Source organism: Rhizobium jaguaris, from assembly GCF_003627755.1.
GTDB classification, from domain to species: Bacteria; Pseudomonadota; Alphaproteobacteria; order Rhizobiales; family Rhizobiaceae; genus Rhizobium; species Rhizobium jaguaris.
Genome location: NZ_CP032694.1, coordinates 588,078 through 607,943 on the forward strand (window position 1 = coordinate 588,078; position 19,866 = coordinate 607,943).

The 19,866-nt window shown below is 60.6% G+C and carries 16 protein-coding genes and 2 pseudogenes; 9 read left to right on the plus strand and 9 right to left on the minus strand.

The features are described 5' to 3' along the window. Window positions 1-18: 18 nt before the first annotated feature. The 4 genes and pseudogenes from rpoN to lptC form a co-directional block, all read right to left on the minus strand. A complete protein-coding gene (rpoN, locus tag CCGE525_RS02915; RefSeq protein WP_120702974.1) occupies window positions 19-1,575 on the minus strand; it encodes an RNA polymerase factor sigma-54 in 1,557 nt (518 codons plus the stop codon). 193 nt (window positions 1,576-1,768) lie between these two features. Further along, entirely contained in the window at window positions 1,769-2,557 is a 789-nt protein-coding gene (lptB, locus tag CCGE525_RS02920; protein WP_120702975.1) for an LPS export ABC transporter ATP-binding protein, read from the minus strand. Between the two features lie 36 nt (window positions 2,558-2,593). Next, complete coding sequence (locus tag CCGE525_RS02925) at window positions 2,594-3,256, minus strand: LptA/OstA family protein (RefSeq protein ID WP_120702976.1); 663 nt, start codon at window positions 3,254-3,256, stop codon at window positions 2,594-2,596. Beyond that, a pseudogene (gene lptC / locus CCGE525_RS02930) lies at window positions 3,253-3,938 on the minus strand (LPS export ABC transporter periplasmic protein LptC). Before lptC ends, CCGE525_RS02925 begins: the two are co-directional and overlap by 4 nt. Before the next feature lie 328 nt (window positions 3,939-4,266). Between lptC and sppA the strand changes: the two are divergent. The 3 genes from sppA (at window position 4,267) to CCGE525_RS02945 (ending at window position 6,038) form a co-directional block, all read left to right on the plus strand. Further along, on the plus strand, window positions 4,267-5,217 hold the full coding sequence (gene sppA, locus CCGE525_RS02935; RefSeq protein WP_120702978.1) for a signal peptide peptidase SppA: 951 nt from the start codon (window positions 4,267-4,269) through the stop codon (window positions 5,215-5,217). Between the two features lie 26 nt (window positions 5,218-5,243). Beyond that, window positions 5,244-5,549: an integration host factor subunit beta gene (locus CCGE525_RS02940; RefSeq protein ID WP_004120746.1), complete on the plus strand. Its 306-nt coding sequence runs from the start codon at window positions 5,244-5,246 to the stop codon at window positions 5,547-5,549. A 156-nt stretch (window positions 5,550-5,705) separates the two neighbouring features. Next, window positions 5,706-6,038, plus strand: a complete 333-nt coding sequence (locus CCGE525_RS02945) for a LapA family protein (protein ID WP_120706219.1) — start codon at window positions 5,706-5,708, stop codon at window positions 6,036-6,038. A gap of 28 nt (window positions 6,039-6,066) precedes the next feature. Here the strand turns inward: CCGE525_RS02945 and CCGE525_RS02950 are convergent, their stop codons facing one another. Together CCGE525_RS02950 and CCGE525_RS02955 are read right to left on the minus strand one after the other, a co-directional pair. Continuing rightward, a complete protein-coding gene (locus tag CCGE525_RS02950) occupies window positions 6,067-6,516 on the minus strand; it encodes a GNAT family N-acetyltransferase (RefSeq protein ID WP_120702979.1) in 450 nt (149 codons plus the stop codon). Between the two features lie 137 nt (window positions 6,517-6,653). Continuing rightward, window positions 6,654-7,106: an SRPBCC family protein gene (locus CCGE525_RS02955; RefSeq protein ID WP_120702980.1), complete on the minus strand. Its 453-nt coding sequence runs from the start codon at window positions 7,104-7,106 to the stop codon at window positions 6,654-6,656. Window positions 7,107-7,220: 114 nt separating this feature from the next. Between CCGE525_RS02955 and CCGE525_RS02960 the strand changes: the two genes are divergently transcribed. Genes CCGE525_RS02960 through CCGE525_RS02975 form a run of 4 tightly spaced genes read left to right on the plus strand, consistent with a single transcriptional unit; the run spans window position 7,221 to window position 12,094 of the window. After that, window positions 7,221-8,375, plus strand: coding sequence for a class I SAM-dependent methyltransferase (locus CCGE525_RS02960; RefSeq protein WP_425375890.1), 1,155 nt, complete (start codon window positions 7,221-7,223; stop codon window positions 8,373-8,375). After that, on the plus strand, window positions 8,372-9,232 hold the full coding sequence (locus tag CCGE525_RS02965; RefSeq protein ID WP_120702982.1) for a TrmH family RNA methyltransferase: 861 nt from the start codon (window positions 8,372-8,374) through the stop codon (window positions 9,230-9,232). Before CCGE525_RS02960 ends, CCGE525_RS02965 begins: the two co-directional genes overlap by 4 nt. Window positions 9,233-9,243: 11 nt before the next feature. After that, on the plus strand, window positions 9,244-9,747 hold the full coding sequence (gene lspA, locus CCGE525_RS02970) for a signal peptidase II (RefSeq protein WP_120706220.1): 504 nt from the start codon (window positions 9,244-9,246) through the stop codon (window positions 9,745-9,747). Window positions 9,748-9,802: 55 nt separating this feature from the next. Continuing rightward, window positions 9,803-12,094: a hybrid sensor histidine kinase/response regulator gene (locus CCGE525_RS02975; RefSeq protein WP_120702983.1), complete on the plus strand. Its 2,292-nt coding sequence runs from the start codon at window positions 9,803-9,805 to the stop codon at window positions 12,092-12,094. On the opposite strand, the gene CCGE525_RS38200 is transcribed toward CCGE525_RS02975, so the two are convergent. Then, window positions 12,091-12,261 (minus strand): hypothetical protein, encoded by a 171-nt coding sequence (locus tag CCGE525_RS38200; RefSeq protein ID WP_162950116.1) that lies wholly within the window; start codon window positions 12,259-12,261, stop codon window positions 12,091-12,093. The two genes, CCGE525_RS02975 and CCGE525_RS38200, sit on opposite strands and share 4 nt — an antisense overlap. A gap of 64 nt (window positions 12,262-12,325) precedes the next feature. On the opposite strand from CCGE525_RS38200, the pseudogene olsB reads away from it, so the two are divergent. Continuing rightward, a pseudogene (gene olsB, locus CCGE525_RS02980) lies at window positions 12,326-13,203 on the plus strand (l-ornithine N(alpha)-acyltransferase). Between the two features lie 34 nt (window positions 13,204-13,237). On the opposite strand, the gene CCGE525_RS02985 reads toward olsB, so the two are convergent. Continuing rightward, window positions 13,238-14,647, minus strand: coding sequence for an adenylate/guanylate cyclase domain-containing protein (locus CCGE525_RS02985; RefSeq protein WP_120702984.1), 1,410 nt, complete (start codon window positions 14,645-14,647; stop codon window positions 13,238-13,240). 78 nt (window positions 14,648-14,725) lie between these two features. Further along, window positions 14,726-17,011 carry an NADP-dependent malic enzyme gene (locus CCGE525_RS02990; protein ID WP_120702985.1) on the minus strand — a complete coding sequence of 762 codons (2,286 nt, stop codon included), beginning with the start codon at window positions 17,009-17,011 and terminating at the stop codon, window positions 14,726-14,728. A gap of 197 nt (window positions 17,012-17,208) precedes the next feature. Here CCGE525_RS02990 and mutS point away from each other — a divergent pair, with 197 nt between their 5' ends. Beyond that, window positions 17,209-19,866 (plus strand): DNA mismatch repair protein MutS, encoded by a 2,658-nt coding sequence (mutS, locus tag CCGE525_RS02995; protein ID WP_245472128.1) that lies wholly within the window; start codon window positions 17,209-17,211, stop codon window positions 19,864-19,866.

The following is a 19,866-nucleotide window of genomic DNA, read 5'->3' on the forward strand; positions in this document are numbered from 1 at the left end:
GTTGCGCCTGAGCAATTGCTAAAAGCTGGCGACTTTTGCCAATGCGCGCTTCTCCCGGCGACGCTGTACGGAGGAGGGGATGTTCATCGCCTCGCGATATTTCGCAACCGTGCGGCGAGCAAGCTCGATGCCGCCCTTCTTTAGCGTATCAACGATATCGTCGTCGGAGAGGACAGCGTCCGGGCTCTCGTGCGAGATCAGCAGGCGGATCTTATGACGCACCGCTTCGGCGGAATGGCTGTCGCCACCCTCGACGGCGCCGATCGAGACGGTGAAGAAATATTTGAGTTCGAACAGGCCGCGCGGCGTCAGCATGTATTTGTTCGAGGTCACGCGGCTGACGGTCGACTCATGCATCTTGATGGCGTCCGCCACGGTCTTCAGATTGAGCGGGCGCAGATGATCTACGCCGTACATCAGGAAAGCGTCCTGCTGCCGGACGATCTCGCTCGCCACCTTCATGATCGTCTTGGCGCGCTGATCGAGGCTGCGCGTCAACCAATTGGCATTCTGCAGGCATTCCGAGAGGAAGGCATGATCCTGGCTGGTCTTGGAGACGGAGGCGAAATAGGACTGGCTCACCAGGACGCGTGGCAGCGTATCGGGATTGAGTTCCACCAGCCAGCCTCCGTCGGAGGAGGGGCGCACGACGATGTCCGGCATGATGGCCTCGGACATGCCGGTCTCGAAGCCGCTGCCGGGTTTCGGGTTCAACTGGCGGATCTCCGCCATCATGTCGAGCAGATCTTCCTCATCGACACCGCAGAGCCGCTTCAAGGTCGCGAAATCGCGCCGGGCGAGAAGTTCGAGGTTCTGGATCAGCCGTTCCATGGCCGGATCGAAACGATCCTTCTGCCGAAGCTGGATCGACAGGCACTCGCTGAGGGAACGGGCAAAGACGCCGGGAGGGTCGAGCAACTGAAGTGTGCCGAGCACGCGCTCGACATCCGCAGGGGTGGCGCCGAGGCGCTCTGCGGTTTCGCCCAAATCGGCCTGCAGATAGCCGGCATCGTCGAGCTGGTCGACGAGATACTGGGCAATCAGCCGATCGGCCATATTGGGCAGGGAAAAGGGAATCTGTTCGTTCAAGTGGTCGCGCAGCGAAATCTGGCCGGCGACGAAATCATCGAGATCGTAGCTTTCACCGGCTTCGCCGCCCGGCATGGATTTCCACTGGCTGAGCAGTTCCGGTGCATCCGCGCGCTGCGGGTTGCCGTCGTCGGGAAAGACATTGCTGAAGTTGGTATCGAGCTCGTCGTTCAGCCGGTCGGCATGACCAGTATTCTCGCTCTCGTACCAATCGCTCGTCAGTTCGCCGCTGTTGCGGTCGAAACCATCATCGCCGCTCTCCTCCGAAGCATCGAATCTTTCGTCCTTCGCCTCGCGATCGCCGCTGCTGCCTATATCCTCGTCATTTGACGTAAATTCGAGCAGCGGATTTTTTTCGACTTCCTGAGCGATGAATTGGGTCAGTTCAAAATGCGTCATTTGCAGCAACTGGATGGATTGCATCAGTTGCGGTGTCATCACCAGGCTTTGGCTTTGGCGCAGGAAAAGATTGGCCGATAATGCCATGGCGGACGCGAGACTCCCCTTGATCTCTTCGGGAATCCGCGTTTTCCATTAAGAAATACCCGCAAATTCCAACTGGCCCAAAAATTGCTTTTTTATTGGGTTTGGTCAAGCGGAACTGTGACGGGACGATGAATTTCCGAGGCGTCGCGCCTTCTGGTAAGGCACGGAGACGCCGCGGCTCAACCTAAGCTCATCAAAGACTGAAATTGTCGCCGAGATAGAGCTTGCGCACCTCCGGATTGCTGACGATGTCGTTGGCCCTGCCATGGGTCAGCACTTCGCCGGCGTGGATGATATAGGCGCGGTCGATCAGACCGAGCGTCTCACGGACGTTATGGTCCGTGATCAGCACGCCGATGCCGCGCGCCGTCAGGTGATGCACGAGGTTCTGGATGTCGGCGACCGAGATCGGGTCGACGCCGGCAAAGGGTTCGTCGAGCAGCATGAAGGTCGGATCAGTGGCCAATGCGCGGGCGATTTCCAGACGTCGCCGCTCGCCGCCCGAAAGAGCGATCGCCGGCACCGTACGCAGATTGCGGATGTGGAATTCCTCCAGCAGCTCGTCGATCTTCCGCTCTCGCTTGTTCTTGTCCTTTTCATGGACTTCGAGCACGGCGCGGATGTTCTCCTCCACCGTAAGGCCACGGAAGATCGAAGCTTCCTGCGGCAGATAGCCGACCCCAAGGCGAGCGCGACGGTACATCGGCATCGACGTGACATTGTTGCCGTCGATCTCAATCGTGCCTTCATCGACCGGTACCAGCCCGGTGATCATGTAGAAGCAGGTCGTCTTGCCCGCGCCGTTCGGCCCGAGCAGGCCAACAGCCTCGCCGCGCCGCACGACAAGCGACACGCCGTTGACGACGCGCCGTGTGCGGTAGGTCTTGGTCAGGCCGCGCGCGATCAGGGTGCCCTGATAGCGCGCTTTGTCCGCGGTCGGCGCGCCGGAAGTCGCAGAGGTCGATCCGGGCGTGCCGGGCAGGGGGGTGTGGTCGATATCGTCACGAGGAGACCGGGATCAGTTCTTTTTTTGCTGTTGCTGCTGCACTTGCTGCGACTTCGGATCGAGCTGGATCTGGACGCGGCCCCCGCAGGCATCCAATTGCGCTTCGCCCGTGGCCATATGCACGGTGAGCTGACAACCCGTGAAAACGTTCGGCCCGTCGGTCAGTACAACCTTCTGGCCCTTGAGTATGGCAAGCTGGTTGGCCATGTCGAAGGAGCCGTCGTCAGCCGTTGCCGTCTGCGTGCCCGAGACCAGGTAGACTTTGTCGGTGACCAGAATGTGATCGATGTCGGCATCGCCGGAGACCAGCGACTGGTTCTGCTGCTTGGCAGCGGTTGTGACCGGATTTTCGGTTGCCGGCTTGGCATTGGCATCGGCAGGCTGCTTCTTCTTGTAGAAGACTGTCATCTTGCCTGCCTGCATCGTCGTGGTGCCTTGGACGACCTTGACGTTGCCGGTGAATACCGCCTGGCTTTCCGCATCGTGGATCTCCAGCTTGTCGCTTTCGATCTGGATCGGCTGATCCTTGGAAAGCTTCAGGCCGGGCATATTGCTCGTCGTCGCCTGGGCGCCGGCTTCAGTTGCCACAAAAATTGCAAGTGCGCTAAGCGCGCAGAAAAGGCCCGCCTTGCGCAGACCGGAATTGAAAAGGGAATGTCGCCAATCGTTTGTCATGAACCGCCCGGCTGTTGCTCGCTAGCTGAATTATGGAGTGGGCTGGCTCGATATGCATCCGAACCTGCCCGTCGAATTCGATTACGCTTCCCTTATCCGTCATCTTGAGCGACTGTGCAACAACCGACATGCCTCCTCGGTATATTGCAACCTGATCCTGGCTGGATAGGTCGCCCTTCTTCACATCGAGGAATGCTGTCTCGAATTCGGCGCGCAAACCGTTGTCCATCAGGATGGTGAAGGGCGCGGTGAGCTTCAGCGTGTCGGCCTGGCGGTCGAAATCTGCGCTCTGGGCTGTCACATGCGCGATCACCTGGTTGTTGACCGGCATCGAGGCCTTGATGGTTTTGAGCGTGATCATATTGGGATTCTTGATGTCCTGCAGCGCCTTTTCCGCGAGCAGGGAATAGTTGATGCCGTCCTTGTTACGGCCGGCGATGGCCGGACGCTCCATCACGACCTTGCCGTCCTCGATCTTCGCGCCTTCGATCTGAATGTTCTCCGGCAGATATGCGCGCACGACCGACACCGCGATGAAGATCAGCGAGATGATCACTGCGGCCACCGGAAGCAAAATCCTCAGTCTTCTCACGCGCGCAGAATGAAAGATCGCGTCCTTATACGCGTTTCTTCCCTGCTCGGCGCTGATCGGTTGCCCGGAAGTCTCGATGGTATTGAGCATGCAACAGGTCCGTCTTCTCTGTCCCGGAAAAAACACGTTCGAGTCATGCACAGACTGTGCCAACAAGCCTGCCAGATCGTTTCGCATTATTGCATTGGCTTGCCAATATGGATTTTTGTCTCCGACAAGCAATTTTAGCAAAAATATAATGGGTGGCGGTTTCGCCCGATCCGCAATCGCCCTATCTGACGAAGCGCCGGGCGGAAGGCCTGCAACATAATCCTCAAAAAATTGAAGTGGATTTTTGCCAAGGATTATGCCCGTTTCAAGGTGTTGTATATCCGGTTCGTCGTATATCCAATTTATGACAGGGGAGAGATAGGGCGTCATGGACAGTTCTGCAATCGCAGATCGACGGCAATTGCGCCGCAAGCTTGGCTTCTGGCGCGTCATCGCCGTTCTTCTCTTGGTGGCGCTTGGCTTCGCGCTTTACCGTTTCATCGCTGGTGACCTGGTACGTGGACCGCAGATCGCCCGCGTCGAGGTTACCGGGCTTATCCTGGACGACAAGGAGCTTTTGGAGCGGCTGAAGAGGATCCAGGATAACGATCAGGTCAAGGCGCTGATCGTGTCGATTTCATCGACCGGCGGCACCACCTATGGCGGCGAACGCATCTTCAAGGCCATTCGCGCCGTTGCCGCGAAGAAGCCGGTCGTCTCCGATATCCGCACCGTGGCGGCGTCTGCTGGCTATATGATCGCCACGGCGGGCGACGACATCGTTGCCGGCGATACGTCGATCACTGGATCGATCGGCGTCATTTTTCAGTATCCGCAGGCGAAGGACCTGTTCGACAAGCTCGGCGTGTCGTTGGAAGATATCAAGTCGGCACCGCTCAAGGCCGAGCCGTCGCCTTTCCATCCGGCAAGCGAAGAGGCCAAGAACATGATCCGCAACATGGTCATGGACAGCTATGGCTGGTTCGTCGATCTTGTCGCCGACCGCCGCAAATTGCCGCGCGAGGACGTGCTGAAGCTCGCAGACGGCAGTATCTTCACCGGTCGGCAGGCACTGCAGAACAAGCTGATCGACACGCTCGGTGGCGAGGACGAAATTCGCACCTATCTCGCCACGCGCAAGGTCAAAAAGGATCTGCCGATCGTCGATTGGAAGGCCGAGGACAAAACCTCATTCTTCTCTTGGTCTGGCGCCGCTTCCCGGTTGCTAAATCTCTTCGGTTATGATGATTTTATGAAGGGAGAGGATCTCCAGAAATTTATGACCGAGAAGTTGTTTCTTGACGGCCTGCTTTCTGTTTGGCAGGGTGCAGCCAATTGATAAATCAATGATTTAAGGGGGCAACCGTGATTAAGTCGGAATTGGTGCAGATTGTTGCGGCACGTAACCCACATCTCTACCACCGGGACGTCGAAAATATCGTCAACGCTGTCCTCGACGAGATCACCGATGCGCTTGCCGCCGGAAATCGAGTGGAATTACGCGGTTTCGGCGCTTTTTCCGTCAAAAACAGGCCCTCGCGCTCTGGTCGCAACCCGCGCACCGGCGATACGGTGTTCGTCGAAGAAAAATGGGTTCCCTTCTTCAAGACGGGCAAGGAGCTGCGCGAGCGCCTCAATCCCGGCGCCGGTGACGAAGAAGACGACAATTAATCGTCGTTTTGACCGATAGTCTTCGCCAATGTCCCCGGTGGACATGATTGTGCCGCGACCAGGTGGCACTTGAACTCGGCCCGGTCTTTCTTATTCTGCGGCTATAGGCGATAGAAGTGCATGGCACGGATGCGCCTGGACAAAGGAGCGTTCGCCATGGCCAAGAAGATCATCAATCTGCTGATATTGCTGCCGCTCGGCATCATCCTCATCATCTTCTGCGTCGCCAACCGGCAGTCCGTGACGCTGGCGCTCAATCCGTTTAGACCCGACGATCAGGTGCTGTCGCTGAACGCGCCGCTTTTCGTGCTGCTGTTTGTCGCATTGATCATCGGTATGATGGTCGGCGCAGCGGTCACCTGGTTCAATCAGGGCAAACACCGCAAACTCGCCCGCAGCCAATCGCGCGAAGCCGTACGCTGGCAGGCGGAAGCCGACAAGCACCGCACTCGCGCCGAACAGATTGCCGGCCAGCTTCCGGCAAAGTGACCAAAGCGCCGAGCGTTCATTGAACGCTCTATTCGCCGCTGAGCCGCATGTCCTTGTAATCGCCCTCAGGCGATGAGCCGTCGCCCACGATTTCGAAACCAAGGGTGCGGTAAAAGGCCATGGCGCGCGTATTCTTCACCAGGCATTTCAGCCGGTAGCGCCGCTTCGGCCATTCTGGCAGCGCGGCGAGGAGCGCCTTGCCGGCGCCTAGGCCCTGAAATGCGGGCTCGATATAGAGCATATGGATGAAATCATCCGGTTCCCACAGCGCCATGAAGCCGGCGATGGTCCCATTCCGGTCCTCGCAGACGAAGATGCGTTCGCCCTGCGTGTGAATGACGAAATCCGTATTGTGAAATTCGCGTGGATCGACCCAGAGAAACGTGATGCGGCGTACGCGGAGATAAATATCGGCGAGAACGTCCGTATCCCGCTCGCATGCCGGCCGGATGGTCCAGAGATCTGATTTTGACGTCATGAGCAGCCTAGAGCCATTCCAGGAAAAGTGCGAAGCGGTTTTCCGTCCGGAAATCGCGTAAAAACAAAAGGATAGAGCGGGAAAGCGGTTCCTTGAAACGCTGAACCCGCTCTATGGGCGTCTGGTGACGATCGCTATCAAGCGGTGGCCTGGCCATTCAGGGCCGCGGTGAAATCCGCGAAGAACTGCTGAGCCAGTTTCTTGGCGCTGGAATCGACCAGCCGCGAGCCGAGCTGGGCGATCTTGCCGCCGACCTGGGCCTTGGCCTCATAGCGCAGGATCGTCTCGCCGCCTTCTTCTTCCAGAGTAACATCGGCCCCGCCCTTGGCAAAGCCGGCAATGCCGCCCTTTCCTTCACCGGAGATCGTATAGCTCTCCGGCGCATTGATATTGGACAGCGTCACTTCACCGTTGAAGGAAGCGGAGACCGGGCCGATCTTCAATTTCACCGTTGCCGTCAGCTCGGTCGGTGAAATCTTTTCCAGGCTCTGACAGCCGGGAATGCACTGCTTGAGGATATCGGGGTCGTTCAGCGCGGCCCATACGACGTCCCGCGGCGCGGCAATCCGTTCTTCACCGGTCATATCCATGGCAATCCTCCCGATCTGGCATTTTGTCCGGGGATAATCGCAGATCGGAAAGCGCTTTGCCAAGTGGCGGCCAGATGCTATTTGCACGCACATATCAATTTTGAGACAAGCATGGTGAAACAGAAGGAACGCCGGCCCGGCCAGAAAGCTGCAGGCAACCCCGGCACAAAGCCCCAAAGGGATGCCAGGCGTGACGGGCCGATAAAGACCGGCAAGCCATCGGCAAAGCCCGCACGTGATGCCGGCGCGAGATCTGCGCCGGCTGTGCGTGACCGTGGCGAGCGGACGGCGGAGCCGCGGATTGCGGCATCTGTTTCGGTAGCGCCCGAACGCCCGTTGATCGTGCGAAACGGCGAGCGTCCGGCTGAGCGCGTACCTGTCATCCTCGAATCGCTGGGTGCTGGGGATTTCCACCTGATCGACAGCGGCAACGGGTTGAAGCTCGAACAATATGGCCCCTATCGCATCGTCCGACCGGAGGCGCAGGCATTATGGCAACCATCGCTTGCGAACCGCATCTGGGACAATGCGGATGCGATCTTCACCGGCGATACCGATGAAGACGGCATGGGCCGCTGGCGGTTTCCACGCGAAGCGCTCGGCGAGACCTGGCCGCTGCAATTGCTCGGCATCGATTTTCTGGGCCGCTTCACCGCCTTCCGCCATGTCGGCGTGTTCCCGGAGCAGATCGTCCACTGGGCCTGGATGAAAGAACAGGTCGAAATCGCAAACCGGCCGCTGAAAGTGCTGAACCTCTTCGGCTATACCGGCGTCGCCTCGCTGGTCGCTGCGGCTGCCGGCGCAGAAGTCACCCATGTCGACGCCTCGAAGAAAGCGATCGGCTGGGCGCGGGAAAACCAGGCGCTCGGCCACATGGAAAAGCTGCCGATCCGCTGGATCTGCGAAGACGCCATGAAATTCATCCTGCGCGAGGAACGTCGCGGCAGCAAATACGATATCATCCTGACTGACCCACCGAAATTCGGCCGCGGCCCGAATGGCGAGGTCTGGCATCTCTTCGAACACCTGCCGTCGATGCTCGACATCTGCCGCGAGATCCTGTCGCCCAAGGCGCTTGGTCTGGTGCTGACGGCCTATTCCATCCGCGCCAGCTTCTATTCGATCCATGAGCTGATGCGCGAAACCATGCGCGGCGCCGATGGTGCTGTCGAATCCGGCGAACTGGTCATCCGCGAGGCGGGCCTTGACGGCAAGACGCCGGGCCGGGCGCTCTCCACATCCCTCTTCAGCCGCTGGGTGCCGAAATGATTCACGATTTCCGCAATGACGGCCCTCGCAAGGTCGGACATGTCAAGGAGGTCACCTCCCTTGCCAATCCGATCATCAAGGACATCAAGGCGCTGACCAATAAGAAGTCGCGCGAGGAAAGCGGCGACTTCCTCGCGGAAGGCTTGAAGCTGGTTATCGATGCCTTGGAGCTCGGCTGGACCATTCGCACGCTGGTCTACGCCAAGGCAGCGAAAGGCAAGCCTCTGGTCGAGCAAGTCGCTGCCAAAACCGTCGCTGCCGGCGGGCTTGTGCTCGAAGTCAGCGAAAAGGTTATCGCCTCCATCACCCGCCGCGACAATCCCCAGATGGTGGTTGGCATTTTCGATCAGCGCTGGCGGCAGCTCCGGGACGTCAGGCCGAAGACCGGCGAGACCTGGGTGGCGCTCGATCGCGTACGTGACCCCGGCAATCTCGGCACGATCATCCGCACCTCGGATGCAGCCGGTGCCTCAGGCGTCATCCTCGTTGGTGAGACGACGGACCCGTTTTCGCTGGAAACCGTCAGGGCAACCATGGGCTCGGTCTTCGCGGTTCCCGTCGTCAAGGCGACGCCGGAGGAATTTCTGGCCTGGAAGAGGACGGCCGGAGTCTCTGTCGTCGCCACCCATCTGGCCGGCGCCGTCGATTACCGGACGATCGACTACAAGAAAAGGCCCATCGTACTGCTGATGGGCAACGAACAATCCGGTTTGCCGGATGCCTTGGCGAAGGAGGCCGATGCGCTTGCTCGCATCCCGCAGGCCGGCCGCGCCGACAGCCTCAATCTGGCGGTGGCGACGGCCGTGATGCTGTTCGAAGCCCGCCGCCATCTTCTGACCCTCAGCGAGACGCGATGACCGACAGCGAGATGAACGAACAAACGCCCGCAAAACCCGCGCTGTTTTCCCGGCCGTTGCCGATCCTGATTTTCATTGTGGTCGCCGTCATCCTTGACCAGGCCGTCAAGATCATGGTCGACAATTGGCTGCCTTTGCAGGAGATGGTGCCGGTCGTTCCGATGCTGGCGCTCTATCGCACCTATAATCTCGGCGTCGCTTTTTCGATGCTGTCGGGCATGGACGGCTGGTTCATCGTCGGCATGCGGCTCGTCATCGTAGTTTTCGTGCTCTGGCTCTGGCGGCGTACGCCCAATCATCGCTGGCTCGCCCATCTGGGCTTTGCCTTGATCATCGCGGGCGCGCTCGGCAACCTGGTCGACCGGTTCCTCTACGGCCATGTGATTGATTACATTCTTTTCCATACGGAGACGTGGTCGTTCGCCGTCTTCAATCTCGCCGACAGTTTCATCACGGTCGGGGCGGGTTGCGTCATTCTGGACGAGCTGCTCCTGCCGAAAAAGGCGAAAGCGTAAAATTCTAGCGAATCCCTGAAGGCATCGGGAAGAGTGCGCATGTTAGCAAGACTACATGAGCACTCTGGCAAACCTGCAGGAAAAGCTTGTCGCCGCCATCGCCGACGACCACACTAAGCCGCGCGAACGGCCGGTCGAAGACGCGCCTCTCGCCGCCGCCGATCCCATCGAGATTTCGCCGGCTAATATTCCGGATGCGCCACAGTCTGCGTTTCCCCAATGGCTGCAACGCCATTGGCTGAGCGGCGGCGGCTTGATCGGCGGCGTGGCGCTCATGTCGGTCGGCTATGCGGGTGGCCCGCTGGCACTTGCCGCGCTGCTTGGCCTGATCGCACTGACGATCGTCGTTGCCGGCATCTTCCGCAGGCGGCATGCCGCCCGCAAGATTCTGACGGATGCGCCCACACTTAGCGAACACGAGCATGATCGTCTCTGGGAGAGCAACGAAAGCACGAGCTTGCTTGCCACCATCCACGATGCGCTTGGCGATATCACCGTGACGCGCGACATCGAACGCCGCATCGTCCATGCCAATGCCACCTTCCGCAAACTGACCGGCAAATCGAACCCAGAAGGTTTGACGCTGGAGGAGGCAGGTCTTGCCTTCCGCACCGCGACAGCTTCGCAGCGTCAAGACGCCGAGATTTCCACGCCGGAAGGCCCGCGCATCTTTGCCTGGCACGATGTCATGTTCCGCGATCCCGCGACTGGACAGTTGAGAATCCAGAGCGTCGCCCGCGATGTCACTGAGGAGCGGCAGGCCGCGCGTCTCCGCGAAGAAGCACGGCTGAAGGCAGAATATAACAGCGCCGCCAAATCGCGGCTGCTCGCCACCGTCAGCCACGAGGTTCGAACGCCGCTGTCGGGAATTCTCGGTATGAACCACCTGCTTGCCCAGACGCCGCTGACGCGGGAGCAAGCCAACTATCTGACCGGCATCCGCCAGTCCGGCAATGCCCTCGTACAACTCGTAGAAGACCTGCTGGATTTTTCGACGATCGAAGTCGGCCGCTTCCAGCTACGGCCGCGCGCAGAGCACCTGCGGCCGCTGCTGGAAGGCGTCGTCGAAATGCTCGCCCACCGCGCCCATGAAAAAGGTATAGAAATTGCCGCGACCGTCGCGGCGGACGTTCCCGAAACCATGGAATTCGATCCCGCCCGGCTCCGCCAGGTGTTGTTCAACGTCATCGGCAATGCGGTGAAATTTACCCAGAGCGGCGGCGTCCTGATCCGCGCTGGCCTCGATGGCGATAATCTGGTGATATCGGTCCGCGACAGCGGCCCGGGAATGACTGAGGAAGAGCAGGCGCATATCTTCGGCGAATTCGAACAAGCCGGCAATGTGTTGGACAGAAGCGCCGGCACCGGCCTGGGGCTTGCGATCTCCGCCCGCATCCTGCGCGAGTTCGGCGGCGCATTGAGCGTCGCCAGCGAGCGCGGCAAGGGCAGCGAATTCACCATCCGCTTTCCCATTTCCATCATCGCTGGAGAAAGCGAACACAGCAGGCGCGGCGACCTGCTCGAAGCGTCCGGCGTCCTGCTGCTGGCACCCGAGGGGGCGGCAAGCACCGCAATTGCCGAGACCATCCGCACGCTCGGCGGCCGCTGCCGCCTGATCGGTCCCGACGATGTGGAAAATCTGACACACTCTGCCGTCCGTTGTGAAGACGGGCCTCTGACGGATGTCATCGTCGATCATCGCATGGCGCCATGGTATTTCCGGGAGGGAACCGAACTGGCCGCCTCCGGCTTCAGAAAGATTTTTCTGGTCAATCCCGAGGAGCGCAACACGCATCCGCTCGATCTTTTCGATGCCTGGTTGATCCGTCCGTTGCGCGAACAATCGCTGATCGATGTGCTGAGCGGTCGCATGCGCGGCATGGAAAAGCGCGATGTGCTAAACGACAGCCCATCCGGATTCGGTCTTGTGACGCCGGAAGCGACGGATATCGCCCTTAACGTTCTGCTCGGGGAAGATGATCCCGTCAATGCCATGCTGGTGCGCGCCATGCTCGCCAAAGCTGGCCACAGGGTTCGCCTCGTCGAGGATTTCGGCGGCCTGCTCGCCCGTGCCGAAAATAGCGAGAATCGCCCTGACGTCGTCGTCACCGATCTCACCATGCCCGGCGGTGAGGGTGCCGCGATGCTCGCACAACTGAGGGCGCTGGAGCGCCGGTACGGGCTTTCACCGCTGCCAGTGATCGTGCTGACGGCCGACAGCCGCGACGCTATCCGCCGTCAGGCTCTGCTGGCCGGGGCCGACGCCGTCATCGTCAAGCCGGTCGACCCCGGGCGCCTGATTGCCGAAGTACAAGGCCTGTCGCGGCAGGCTCTCCGGCGTACCTAGATCGAAAACATATCTTCGAATCGTGATTCGGCGCCATCCGCTTGCTCGATGACGAACTGAGCCAAAAGCCGCTTCGCATCTTGTAAGAGCATCGCCTGGGATATAAAGGCTTCATCCAAATTCGGTGTTTGAAACAGGCACGGTTCTTGCTTTTCGCAAAGCACCATGTCACTTTCCTGTCGCACGAATTTGCTTTATGGCGCCTATATCAACCCGTAGAGGGGAGTCGCCATGTCCATCGAAATTTTGAATCGCGAAGCTCAGGGCGAAATGGTTCAGTCCTCTAAGGCAACGGTTGCGCCGGTTGCCAGCGATGTGTTCGGACGCATCGGAAATCTAGAAACACGCCTTGCTCGCACGGCGCGGGAGATCGACGCGGCTCAAGCCGTGCGCTATCGCGTCTTTGTCGAGGAGATGAATGCTCAACTGCCGGCCGAAGCCATGCGTCGCCAGCGCGATATCGATAGCTGGGATTCGATCTGCGATCATCTCTTGGTGCTCGATCGCTCGCTGGAAGGTGATTCGGAAGATCAGATCGTCGGCACCTACCGCCTGCTGCGTCAGGATGTGGCGATGGCAAATGGCGGTTCTATTCCTCCTCGGAATTCGACATCGATGCTCTGCTTACCCGTCACCCCGACAAGCGCTTCATGGAACTTGGCCGCTCCTGCGTGCTGCCGGAATACCGCACGAAGCGTACGGTCGAGCTGCTGTGGCAGGGCAATTGGGCCTATTCGCTGAAACACGGTATGAACGCCATGTTCGGCTGCGCCTCATTCCCCGGCATCCGTCCGGAGCAGCATGCGCTGGCTCTCTCCTTCCTCTACCATAACGTTATTGCCAAGGACGAATGGGCTGTTGGCGCGCTGCCATCGCTTGCCCGCACCATGGACCTGATGCCGGTCGAAGCTGTCAATTCCAAGAAGGCGCTGATGGCGCTGCCGCCGCTGATCAAGGGCTATCTTCGCCTCGGCGCGATGGTCGGCTCCACTGCCGTCGTCGATCATGCCTTCAACACGACGGACGTCTTGATCGTCCTGCCGATCGCCAGCATTTCGGACCGCTACGTCAACTATTACGGCGCCGACGCCGGTCGGTTCGCGAGCTGATCACGCAAGCCGGACTAGGCCGGCAACGGCCTCCTCAGGGAATCGCAAAAATATCGATCTCATCCTTAATTCCGCGAAGCGAAACGTGATGAGATTGCGGCTTCAGGCCGCGCGTCGTCAGAAATTCGGCGGCACCGGGGTTGTCGAGTACGGAACCGGTGGCGAATATCTCGCGCGAATTGGCGAGATGCTGCACGCGAGAGGCGATGTTGACCGTCTGTCCGAAGTAGTCCTGCCGCTCATTCAAGCTGACCGCGATGCACGGTCCCTCATGAATGCCGATTTTTAGAAGTAGATCGTCGCTGCCACGTTGCTCGTTGAGGTTGATCATTGCTTCGCGCATGCGCATTGCCGCGACCAATGCCCGGTCCGGGGTCGGGAAAGTGGCCATGACTGCATCGCCGATGGTTTTGACGACAGCTCCAGCCTCTGCGCCGACGATCTCATGCAGGATGCTGAAATGGGTCCTGACCAGATCGAATGCGGCAAGGTCGCCGACCCTTTCGTACAGCGCCGTCGAACCGCGCAAATCGGTGAAAAGAAAGGTAAGGCTGGTGATCTTCAGCCGCTGGTCCACGTCGATCGTGTCCGTGCGGTGGATGTCGCGGAAGGTTTGGTTGGAGAGCAACCGCTTGGCGGTCAGGAATGGGCGTCGCCTGCCCAGCAGGCCGTGAAGTACGTCGTTGGCCACGCAGATCGACGGCAGTGTGCGGACCTCCGTATGATTTTCCATCAGAATGCGTAGGGGGCCGGGTCGCAAGGTGATGGCTTCGCCATGTCGGTGCACGCGATCGAACACGAGCGAAATGGTCTGCCGTTCCTTCGAGGGTTCGCCTTTCACGTCCAGGAATTGTGCCGCGTGCGTGACCGGCTCGAAGATGATGACGTATTCCGCCGGCAACTGAAGCGACACAACAGCTTTTTCGCCGGCAGGCAGTTCCAGCGCTTCCAGCATGAATTGGTCGACCGTCTCCTCGTAACCATCATCGGGAAGATCGACGCCCGAGCCCCAATAGATCTGGCGAAAATATTCGAAGGCCGACAATTCGTGTGGAGTGTGAGCCTCGATGTGACGCACACGCGGGGTGACGGTGAATGTAACCTCGACCATCTCGTCGAGGGTCGGCTCATAACCGGCGGCGCAAAGCGCGCAGCTATATGTCTCGCTCTGAACAGTCTTCAGCGAGGTATTGGCATCCAGCACCCCGCCGCAACCGGGGCAAAGAACATTCCAGGATATCTCGAAGAGGCCCAGGCGAGATGCATGCAGGAAAGCGTTGATGGTCTGCTCTTCATCGAAGCCGTGCTCGGCTGCGAAGGCAAGCGCGTTCACACGATTGAGCTTGCGGTCCGGTGCGTTAAGAACCAGCCGTTCGATGGCGTCGACAATTTCTGGCCGCGCTGAATGGCGCAGCACTTCGAACAGGGGCTGGGCTTCACTCATCCACCTATCTTACACCGAATTGGCCCGGCGGCCATCGCCTTTCTCCGGCCACCGGTCCAGCCACCCAGATTGTCGTTACTATCCCGCCCCATAGGCAGCGATGGCTGCCATGTTGACGATGTCGGAATCCTTGGCGCCCATCGAGGTGATCTGCACTGGCTTGTCGAGGCCGACGAGCAGGGGGCCGATGACGGTGGAGCCGCCGAGTTCCTGCAGCATCTTCGTTGAGATCGAGGCCGAGTGGAAGGCCGGCATAACCAGCACGTTGGCAGGACCGGAGAGACGCGAGAAGGGATACTGGGTCTCGATGATCTTGCGATTCAGCGCCACGTCGGCGGCCATTTCGCCGTCGAATTCGAAATTGACATAGCGCTTGTCGAGAATGTTCACCGCTTCGCGCACTCGCTCGGAGCGTTCGCCCGGGGGATGGCCGAAGGTGGAATAGGCGAGCATGGCTACACGTGGTTCATAGCCCATGCGCCGCGCAAAGCCGGCGGCTTCCTCCGCGATATCTGCCAGTTCCTCCGATGTCGGCATGTCATGCACGGCGGTATCGGCGACGATGACGGTGCGGCCGCGGGCAAGCACCAGCGACGCGCCGATAACCCGGTGTCCCGGCTTGGCGTCGATGCAGCGGCGCACGTCGCCGAGCGCGGTCGAATAGTTGCGCGTTACCCCCGTCACCATGCCATCGGCGTCGCCGAGTGCCACCATGCAGGCGGCGAAATGGTTGCGGTCGTTGTGGATCAGGCGTGTCACATCGCGGTGCAGGTAGCCTTTGCGCTGCAGCCGCGCATAGAGATAGTCGATATACGCCTCTACACGCTTGGAAATGCGGGCGTTGACGATCTCGAGGCCTGGCCGGGTAAGGTCAATCCCGGCGCGTTCGGCGGTCGCATAGAGCAGATCCTCGCGGCCGAGCAGGATGGCGGTGCCGAGCCCTTGGTTGGCATAGGACAAGGCAGCGCGCATGACCTGCTCTTCTTCGGCTTCGGCAAAGACAATGCGCTTTGGATGCCGGCGTACGCGTTCGTAGAGTTGCGCCAGTGTCGAGGCGATCGGGTCGCGCCGGGCCGACAGTTCGCGGGCATAGGCAGCCATATCGGGCATGGCGCGGCGGGCGACGCCGCTTTCGATGGCGGCTTGCGCGACGGCAACCGGGATCGCCGAGATCAGGCGCGGATCGAAGGGCACGGGAATGATGTATTGCGCCCCGAAGCGCGGCCGCGCGCCCTGGTAAGCGGCAACCACATCGTCCGGCACGTCTTCGCGTGCCAGGCTCGCCAGGGCCTTGACGGCGGCAATCTTCATTTCATCGTTGATCGTCGAAGCCCGTACATCGAGCGCGCCGCGGAAGATATAGGGGAAGCCGAGGACGTTGTTCACCTGGTTCGGATAGTCCGAGCGTCCGGTCGCCATGATGGCGTCGTCGCGGATGCGGGCGACTTCTTCCGGTGTGATTTCCGGATCGGGATTGGCCATGGCGAAGATGATCGGCCTTTCGGCCATGGAGCGGATCATCTCGGCGGAAAAGGCACCCTTCTGCGACAGGCCGAAAACGACGTCGGCGCCCTTCATCGCTTCAGCCAGCGTACGGCTGTCGGTCTTCACCGCATGCGCCGACTTCCACTGGTTCATGCCTTCGCTGCGGCCCTGGTAGATCACGCCCTTCGTGTCGCAGAGCACGATGTTGTCAGAATTGAAACCCATCGCCTTGATCAGTTCGACGCAGGCAATCGCGGCGGCACCCGCGCCGTTGCAGACGAGCTTGGTGGTCTTGAGGTCGCGGCCGGTCAATTCCAGTGCGTTGATCAGGCCGGCGGCGGCGATGATCGCGGTGCCGTGCTGGTCGTCGTGGAAGACGGGGATGTCCATCAGCTCCCGCAGGCGCTGTTCGATGATGAAACAGTCGGGTGCCTTAATGTCCTCGAGGTTGATGCCGCCGAAGGAGGGGCCGAGGTAGCGGACGCAGTTGATGAACTCGTCGACATTTTCGGTGTCGATCTCGAGATCGATCGAATCGACATCGGCAAAGCGCTTGAAGAGAACGGCCTTGCCTTCCATGACCGGCTTGGAGGCCAGCGCTCCGAGATTGCCGAGGCCGAGAATGGCTGTGCCGTTGGAGATGACGGCCACCATATTGCCGCGAGACGTATAGTCGTAAGCCGTCTGCGGATCGGCGGCGATCGCCTTCACGGGAACAGCCACACCAGGCGAATAGGCAAGCGAGAGATCGCGCTGCGTCGCCATCGGTTTGGTCGGATTGATTTCAACCTTGCCGGGGCGGCCAAGCTTGTGGAAGTCGAGCGCTTCCTGATCGGTGATCCCCGTTCCCGGACGCGGCGTGCTGCTGGTGTCAGACATGTATCCTCCAAACCTCCTGTGGGCGACCGGTCCCTCTTGCCCGATAGCTGTTGTCTTCTATAGCTGCGCGCGGGTAGGGTGGCACCTCATTTTTTGGGAAAAACTGCACCTCCGTGAACGAACGAATAATTGCCAGCATCGATGCTTTCTCGGCTACCGAGCTTGCCTCGGAAGAAAGCCGCGCCTCGGCCACGCCGATGATGGAGCAATATATCGAGATCAAGGCGAACAATCCCGGTTCGCTGCTGTTCTATCGCATGGGCGATTTCTACGAGCTGTTCTTCGAGGATGCCGTCGACGCGTCGCGCGCACTCGGCATTACGCTCACCAAGCGCGGCCAGCATATGGGCCAGGATATCCCGATGTGCGGCGTGCCGGTGCATGCCGCCGACGACTATCTGCAGAAGCTGATTTCGCTGGGTTTCCGTGTTGCTGTCTGCGAGCAGGTGGAGGATCCGGCGGAGGCGAAGAAGCGCGGCGGCAAGTCAGTGGTCCGGCGCGATGTCGTGCGCCTGGTGACGCCGGGCACGATCACCGAGGAAAAGCTGCTGTCGCCCTCGGAATCGAACTATCTGATGGCGCTCGCCCGCATTCGCGGCGGCACGGAGCCACAACTGGCGCTCGCCTGGATCGATATTTCGACCGGCGTTTTCCGACTGGCGGAGACGGAAGCGTCCCGGCTGCTCGCCGATATCCTGCGCATCGATCCGCGCGAGCTGATCCTGCCGGATACGATGTTCCACGATCCCGAGCTGAAGCCGGTCTTCGACGTGCTCGGCCGCACGGCAGTGCCGCAGCCGGCCGTACTTTTCGATAGCGCCAGCGCCGAGGGCCGCATTACCAGATATTTCGGCGTCTCGACGCTGGACGGTTTCGGCTCCTTTACCCGCGCCGAACTTGCCGCTGCTGCCGCCGCCATCGCCTATGTCGAAAAGACCCAGATCTCCGAGCGGCCGCCGCTCGGGTTGCCGGAGCGCGAAAGCGGCGCATCGACACTGTTCATCGATCCCGCCACCCGTGCCAATCTGGAACTGGTACGAACGCTTTCCGGCGACCGCAATGGTTCCTTGCTGAGGGCGATCGACCGCACGGTGACCGGCGGCGGTGCACGTTTGCTTGCCGAGCGCCTGATGTCGCCGCTGACCGATCCGGCGCGCATCAACGAACGGCTGGATTCGATCGGCTTCCTCGCCGAAGAGCCTTCGCTTTGCAACGATCTCAGGACAGCGCTGAAACATGTGCCGGACATGCCGCGCGCGCTCTCGCGCCTTGCGCTGGACCGCGGTGGCCCGCGCGATCTCTGGGCGATCCGCCAGGGGCTCGGTGCGGCCGCCGGCGTTGCCGATCTGCTGGGCAGCGCATTGCTGCCCGAGGAGTTGGGAGCAGCGCTTGCCGGGCTCCGCGCCTTGCCCCACGGCCTCGAAGCGCTGCTTGCCGGCATGCTCGCCGACGAATTGCCGCTGCTCAAGCGCGACGGCGGGTTCCTGCGCGAGGGAGCGAATGCGGAGCTAGACGAAGTCCGCGCGTTGCGCGACCAGTCGCGACGCGTCATTGCCGGATTGCAGCTGCAATATGCCGAGGAAACCGGCATCAAATCGCTGAAGATCAAGCACAACAACGTGCTCGGCTATTTCATTGAGATCACAGCCAGCAATGCCGGTCCGATGACGGATACTGCCGAGGCCAAGGCACGTTTCATCCATCGCCAGACCATGGCCAACGCCATGCGCTTTACGACGACCGAACTAGCCGATCTTGAAAGCCGCATCGCCAACGCCGCGGACAAGGCGCTCGCGATCGAGCTGGAAGCTTTTGATCGCATGGTCGCAGCCGTTGTCGCAGAGGCCGAGGCGGTCAAGGCCGGCGCTCGGGCACTGTCGGTGATCGATGTCGGGGCTGGGCTGGCACTGCTTGCCGAGGAACAGGGCTATTGCAGGCCGGTGGTCGACGACAGCCGGATGTTTGCGATCGGCGGCGGCCGCCATCCTGTGGTCGAGCAGGCATTGCGCCGGCAAGCGGGCGGCCCCTTCGTCGCCAACAATTGCGACCTGTCGCCGATGCCGGATGGCAAGGACGGCGCGATCTGGCTGCTGACCGGCCCGAACATGGGCGGCAAATCGACCTTCCTGCGCCAGAACGCGCTGATCGCCATTCTTGCCCAAACAGGTTCCTTCGTGCCCGCTGCCTCCGCCCACATCGGCATTGTCGATCGGCTGTTCTCGCGCGTCGGCGCTTCGGACGATCTGGCGCGTGGCCGGTCCACCTTCATGGTCGAGATGGTCGAGACAGCGGCGATCCTCAACCAGGCGACCGACCGGTCGCTGGTCATCCTCGATGAAATCGGCCGTGGTACCGCGACTTTCGACGGTCTCTCCATAGCTTGGGCGGCGGTCGAGCATTTGCACGAGGCCAATAGATGCCGAGGTCTCTTCGCCACCCATTTTCACGAGCTGACAGTATTGTCGGAGAAGCTCGGTCGGCTCTCGAATGCCACAATGCGCGTCAAGGAGTGGGATGGCGACGTGATATTCCTGCACGAGGTTGGGCCAGGTGCCGCCGACCGCTCCTATGGTATCCAGGTGGCGCGGCTCGCGGGCCTGCCGGCTTCGGTGGTGGCGCGCGCCCGCGACGTTCTGACGCGTCTGGAGGATGCCGACCGCAAGAACCCCGCGAGTCAATTGATCGACGACCTGCCACTCTTCCAGGTCGCGGTCCGCCGCGAGGAGGTGGCCGGCCGGCGCGGGCCGTCCAAGGTCGAGGAGGCGCTGAAGGCGCTCGATCTTGACGATCTGACGCCGCGTGCCGCGCTCGAAGCGCTTTACGAACTGAAAAAGACCCTGAACAAGACCGGCTGA

Excerpts from the sequence above, each read along its gene's own strand:
- CCGE525_RS02925 (WP_120702976.1), bottom strand. The coding sequence starts at position 3,256 with ATGACAAACGATTGGCGACATTCCCTTTTCAATTCCGGTCTGCGCAAG.
- CCGE525_RS02985 (WP_120702984.1), bottom strand. The coding sequence starts at position 14,647 with ATGAGTGAAGCCCAGCCCCTGTTCGAAGTGCTGCGCCATTCAGCGCGG.
- CCGE525_RS02955 (WP_120702980.1), bottom strand. The coding sequence starts at position 7,106 with ATGGATATGACCGGTGAAGAACGGATTGCCGCGCCGCGGGACGTCGTA.
- CCGE525_RS38200 (WP_162950116.1), bottom strand. The coding sequence starts at position 12,261 with ATGGTGCTTTGCGAAAAGCAAGAACCGTGCCTGTTTCAAACACCGAAT.
- CCGE525_RS02975 (WP_120702983.1), top strand. The coding sequence starts at position 9,803 with ATGAGCACTCTGGCAAACCTGCAGGAAAAGCTTGTCGCCGCCATCGCC.
- CCGE525_RS02990 (WP_120702985.1), bottom strand. The coding sequence starts at position 17,011 with ATGTCTGACACCAGCAGCACGCCGCGTCCGGGAACGGGGATCACCGAT.
- mutS (WP_245472128.1), top strand. The coding sequence starts at position 17,209 with ATGATGGAGCAATATATCGAGATCAAGGCGAACAATCCCGGTTCGCTG.
- CCGE525_RS02945 (WP_120706219.1), top strand. The coding sequence starts at position 5,706 with ATGGCCAAGAAGATCATCAATCTGCTGATATTGCTGCCGCTCGGCATC.
- CCGE525_RS02950 (WP_120702979.1), bottom strand. The coding sequence starts at position 6,516 with ATGACGTCAAAATCAGATCTCTGGACCATCCGGCCGGCATGCGAGCGG.
- lspA (WP_120706220.1), top strand. The coding sequence starts at position 9,244 with ATGAACGAACAAACGCCCGCAAAACCCGCGCTGTTTTCCCGGCCGTTG.
- sppA (WP_120702978.1), top strand. The coding sequence starts at position 4,267 with ATGGACAGTTCTGCAATCGCAGATCGACGGCAATTGCGCCGCAAGCTT.
- rpoN (WP_120702974.1), bottom strand. The coding sequence starts at position 1,575 with ATGGCATTATCGGCCAATCTTTTCCTGCGCCAAAGCCAAAGCCTGGTG.
- CCGE525_RS02965 (WP_120702982.1), top strand. The coding sequence starts at position 8,372 with ATGATTCACGATTTCCGCAATGACGGCCCTCGCAAGGTCGGACATGTC.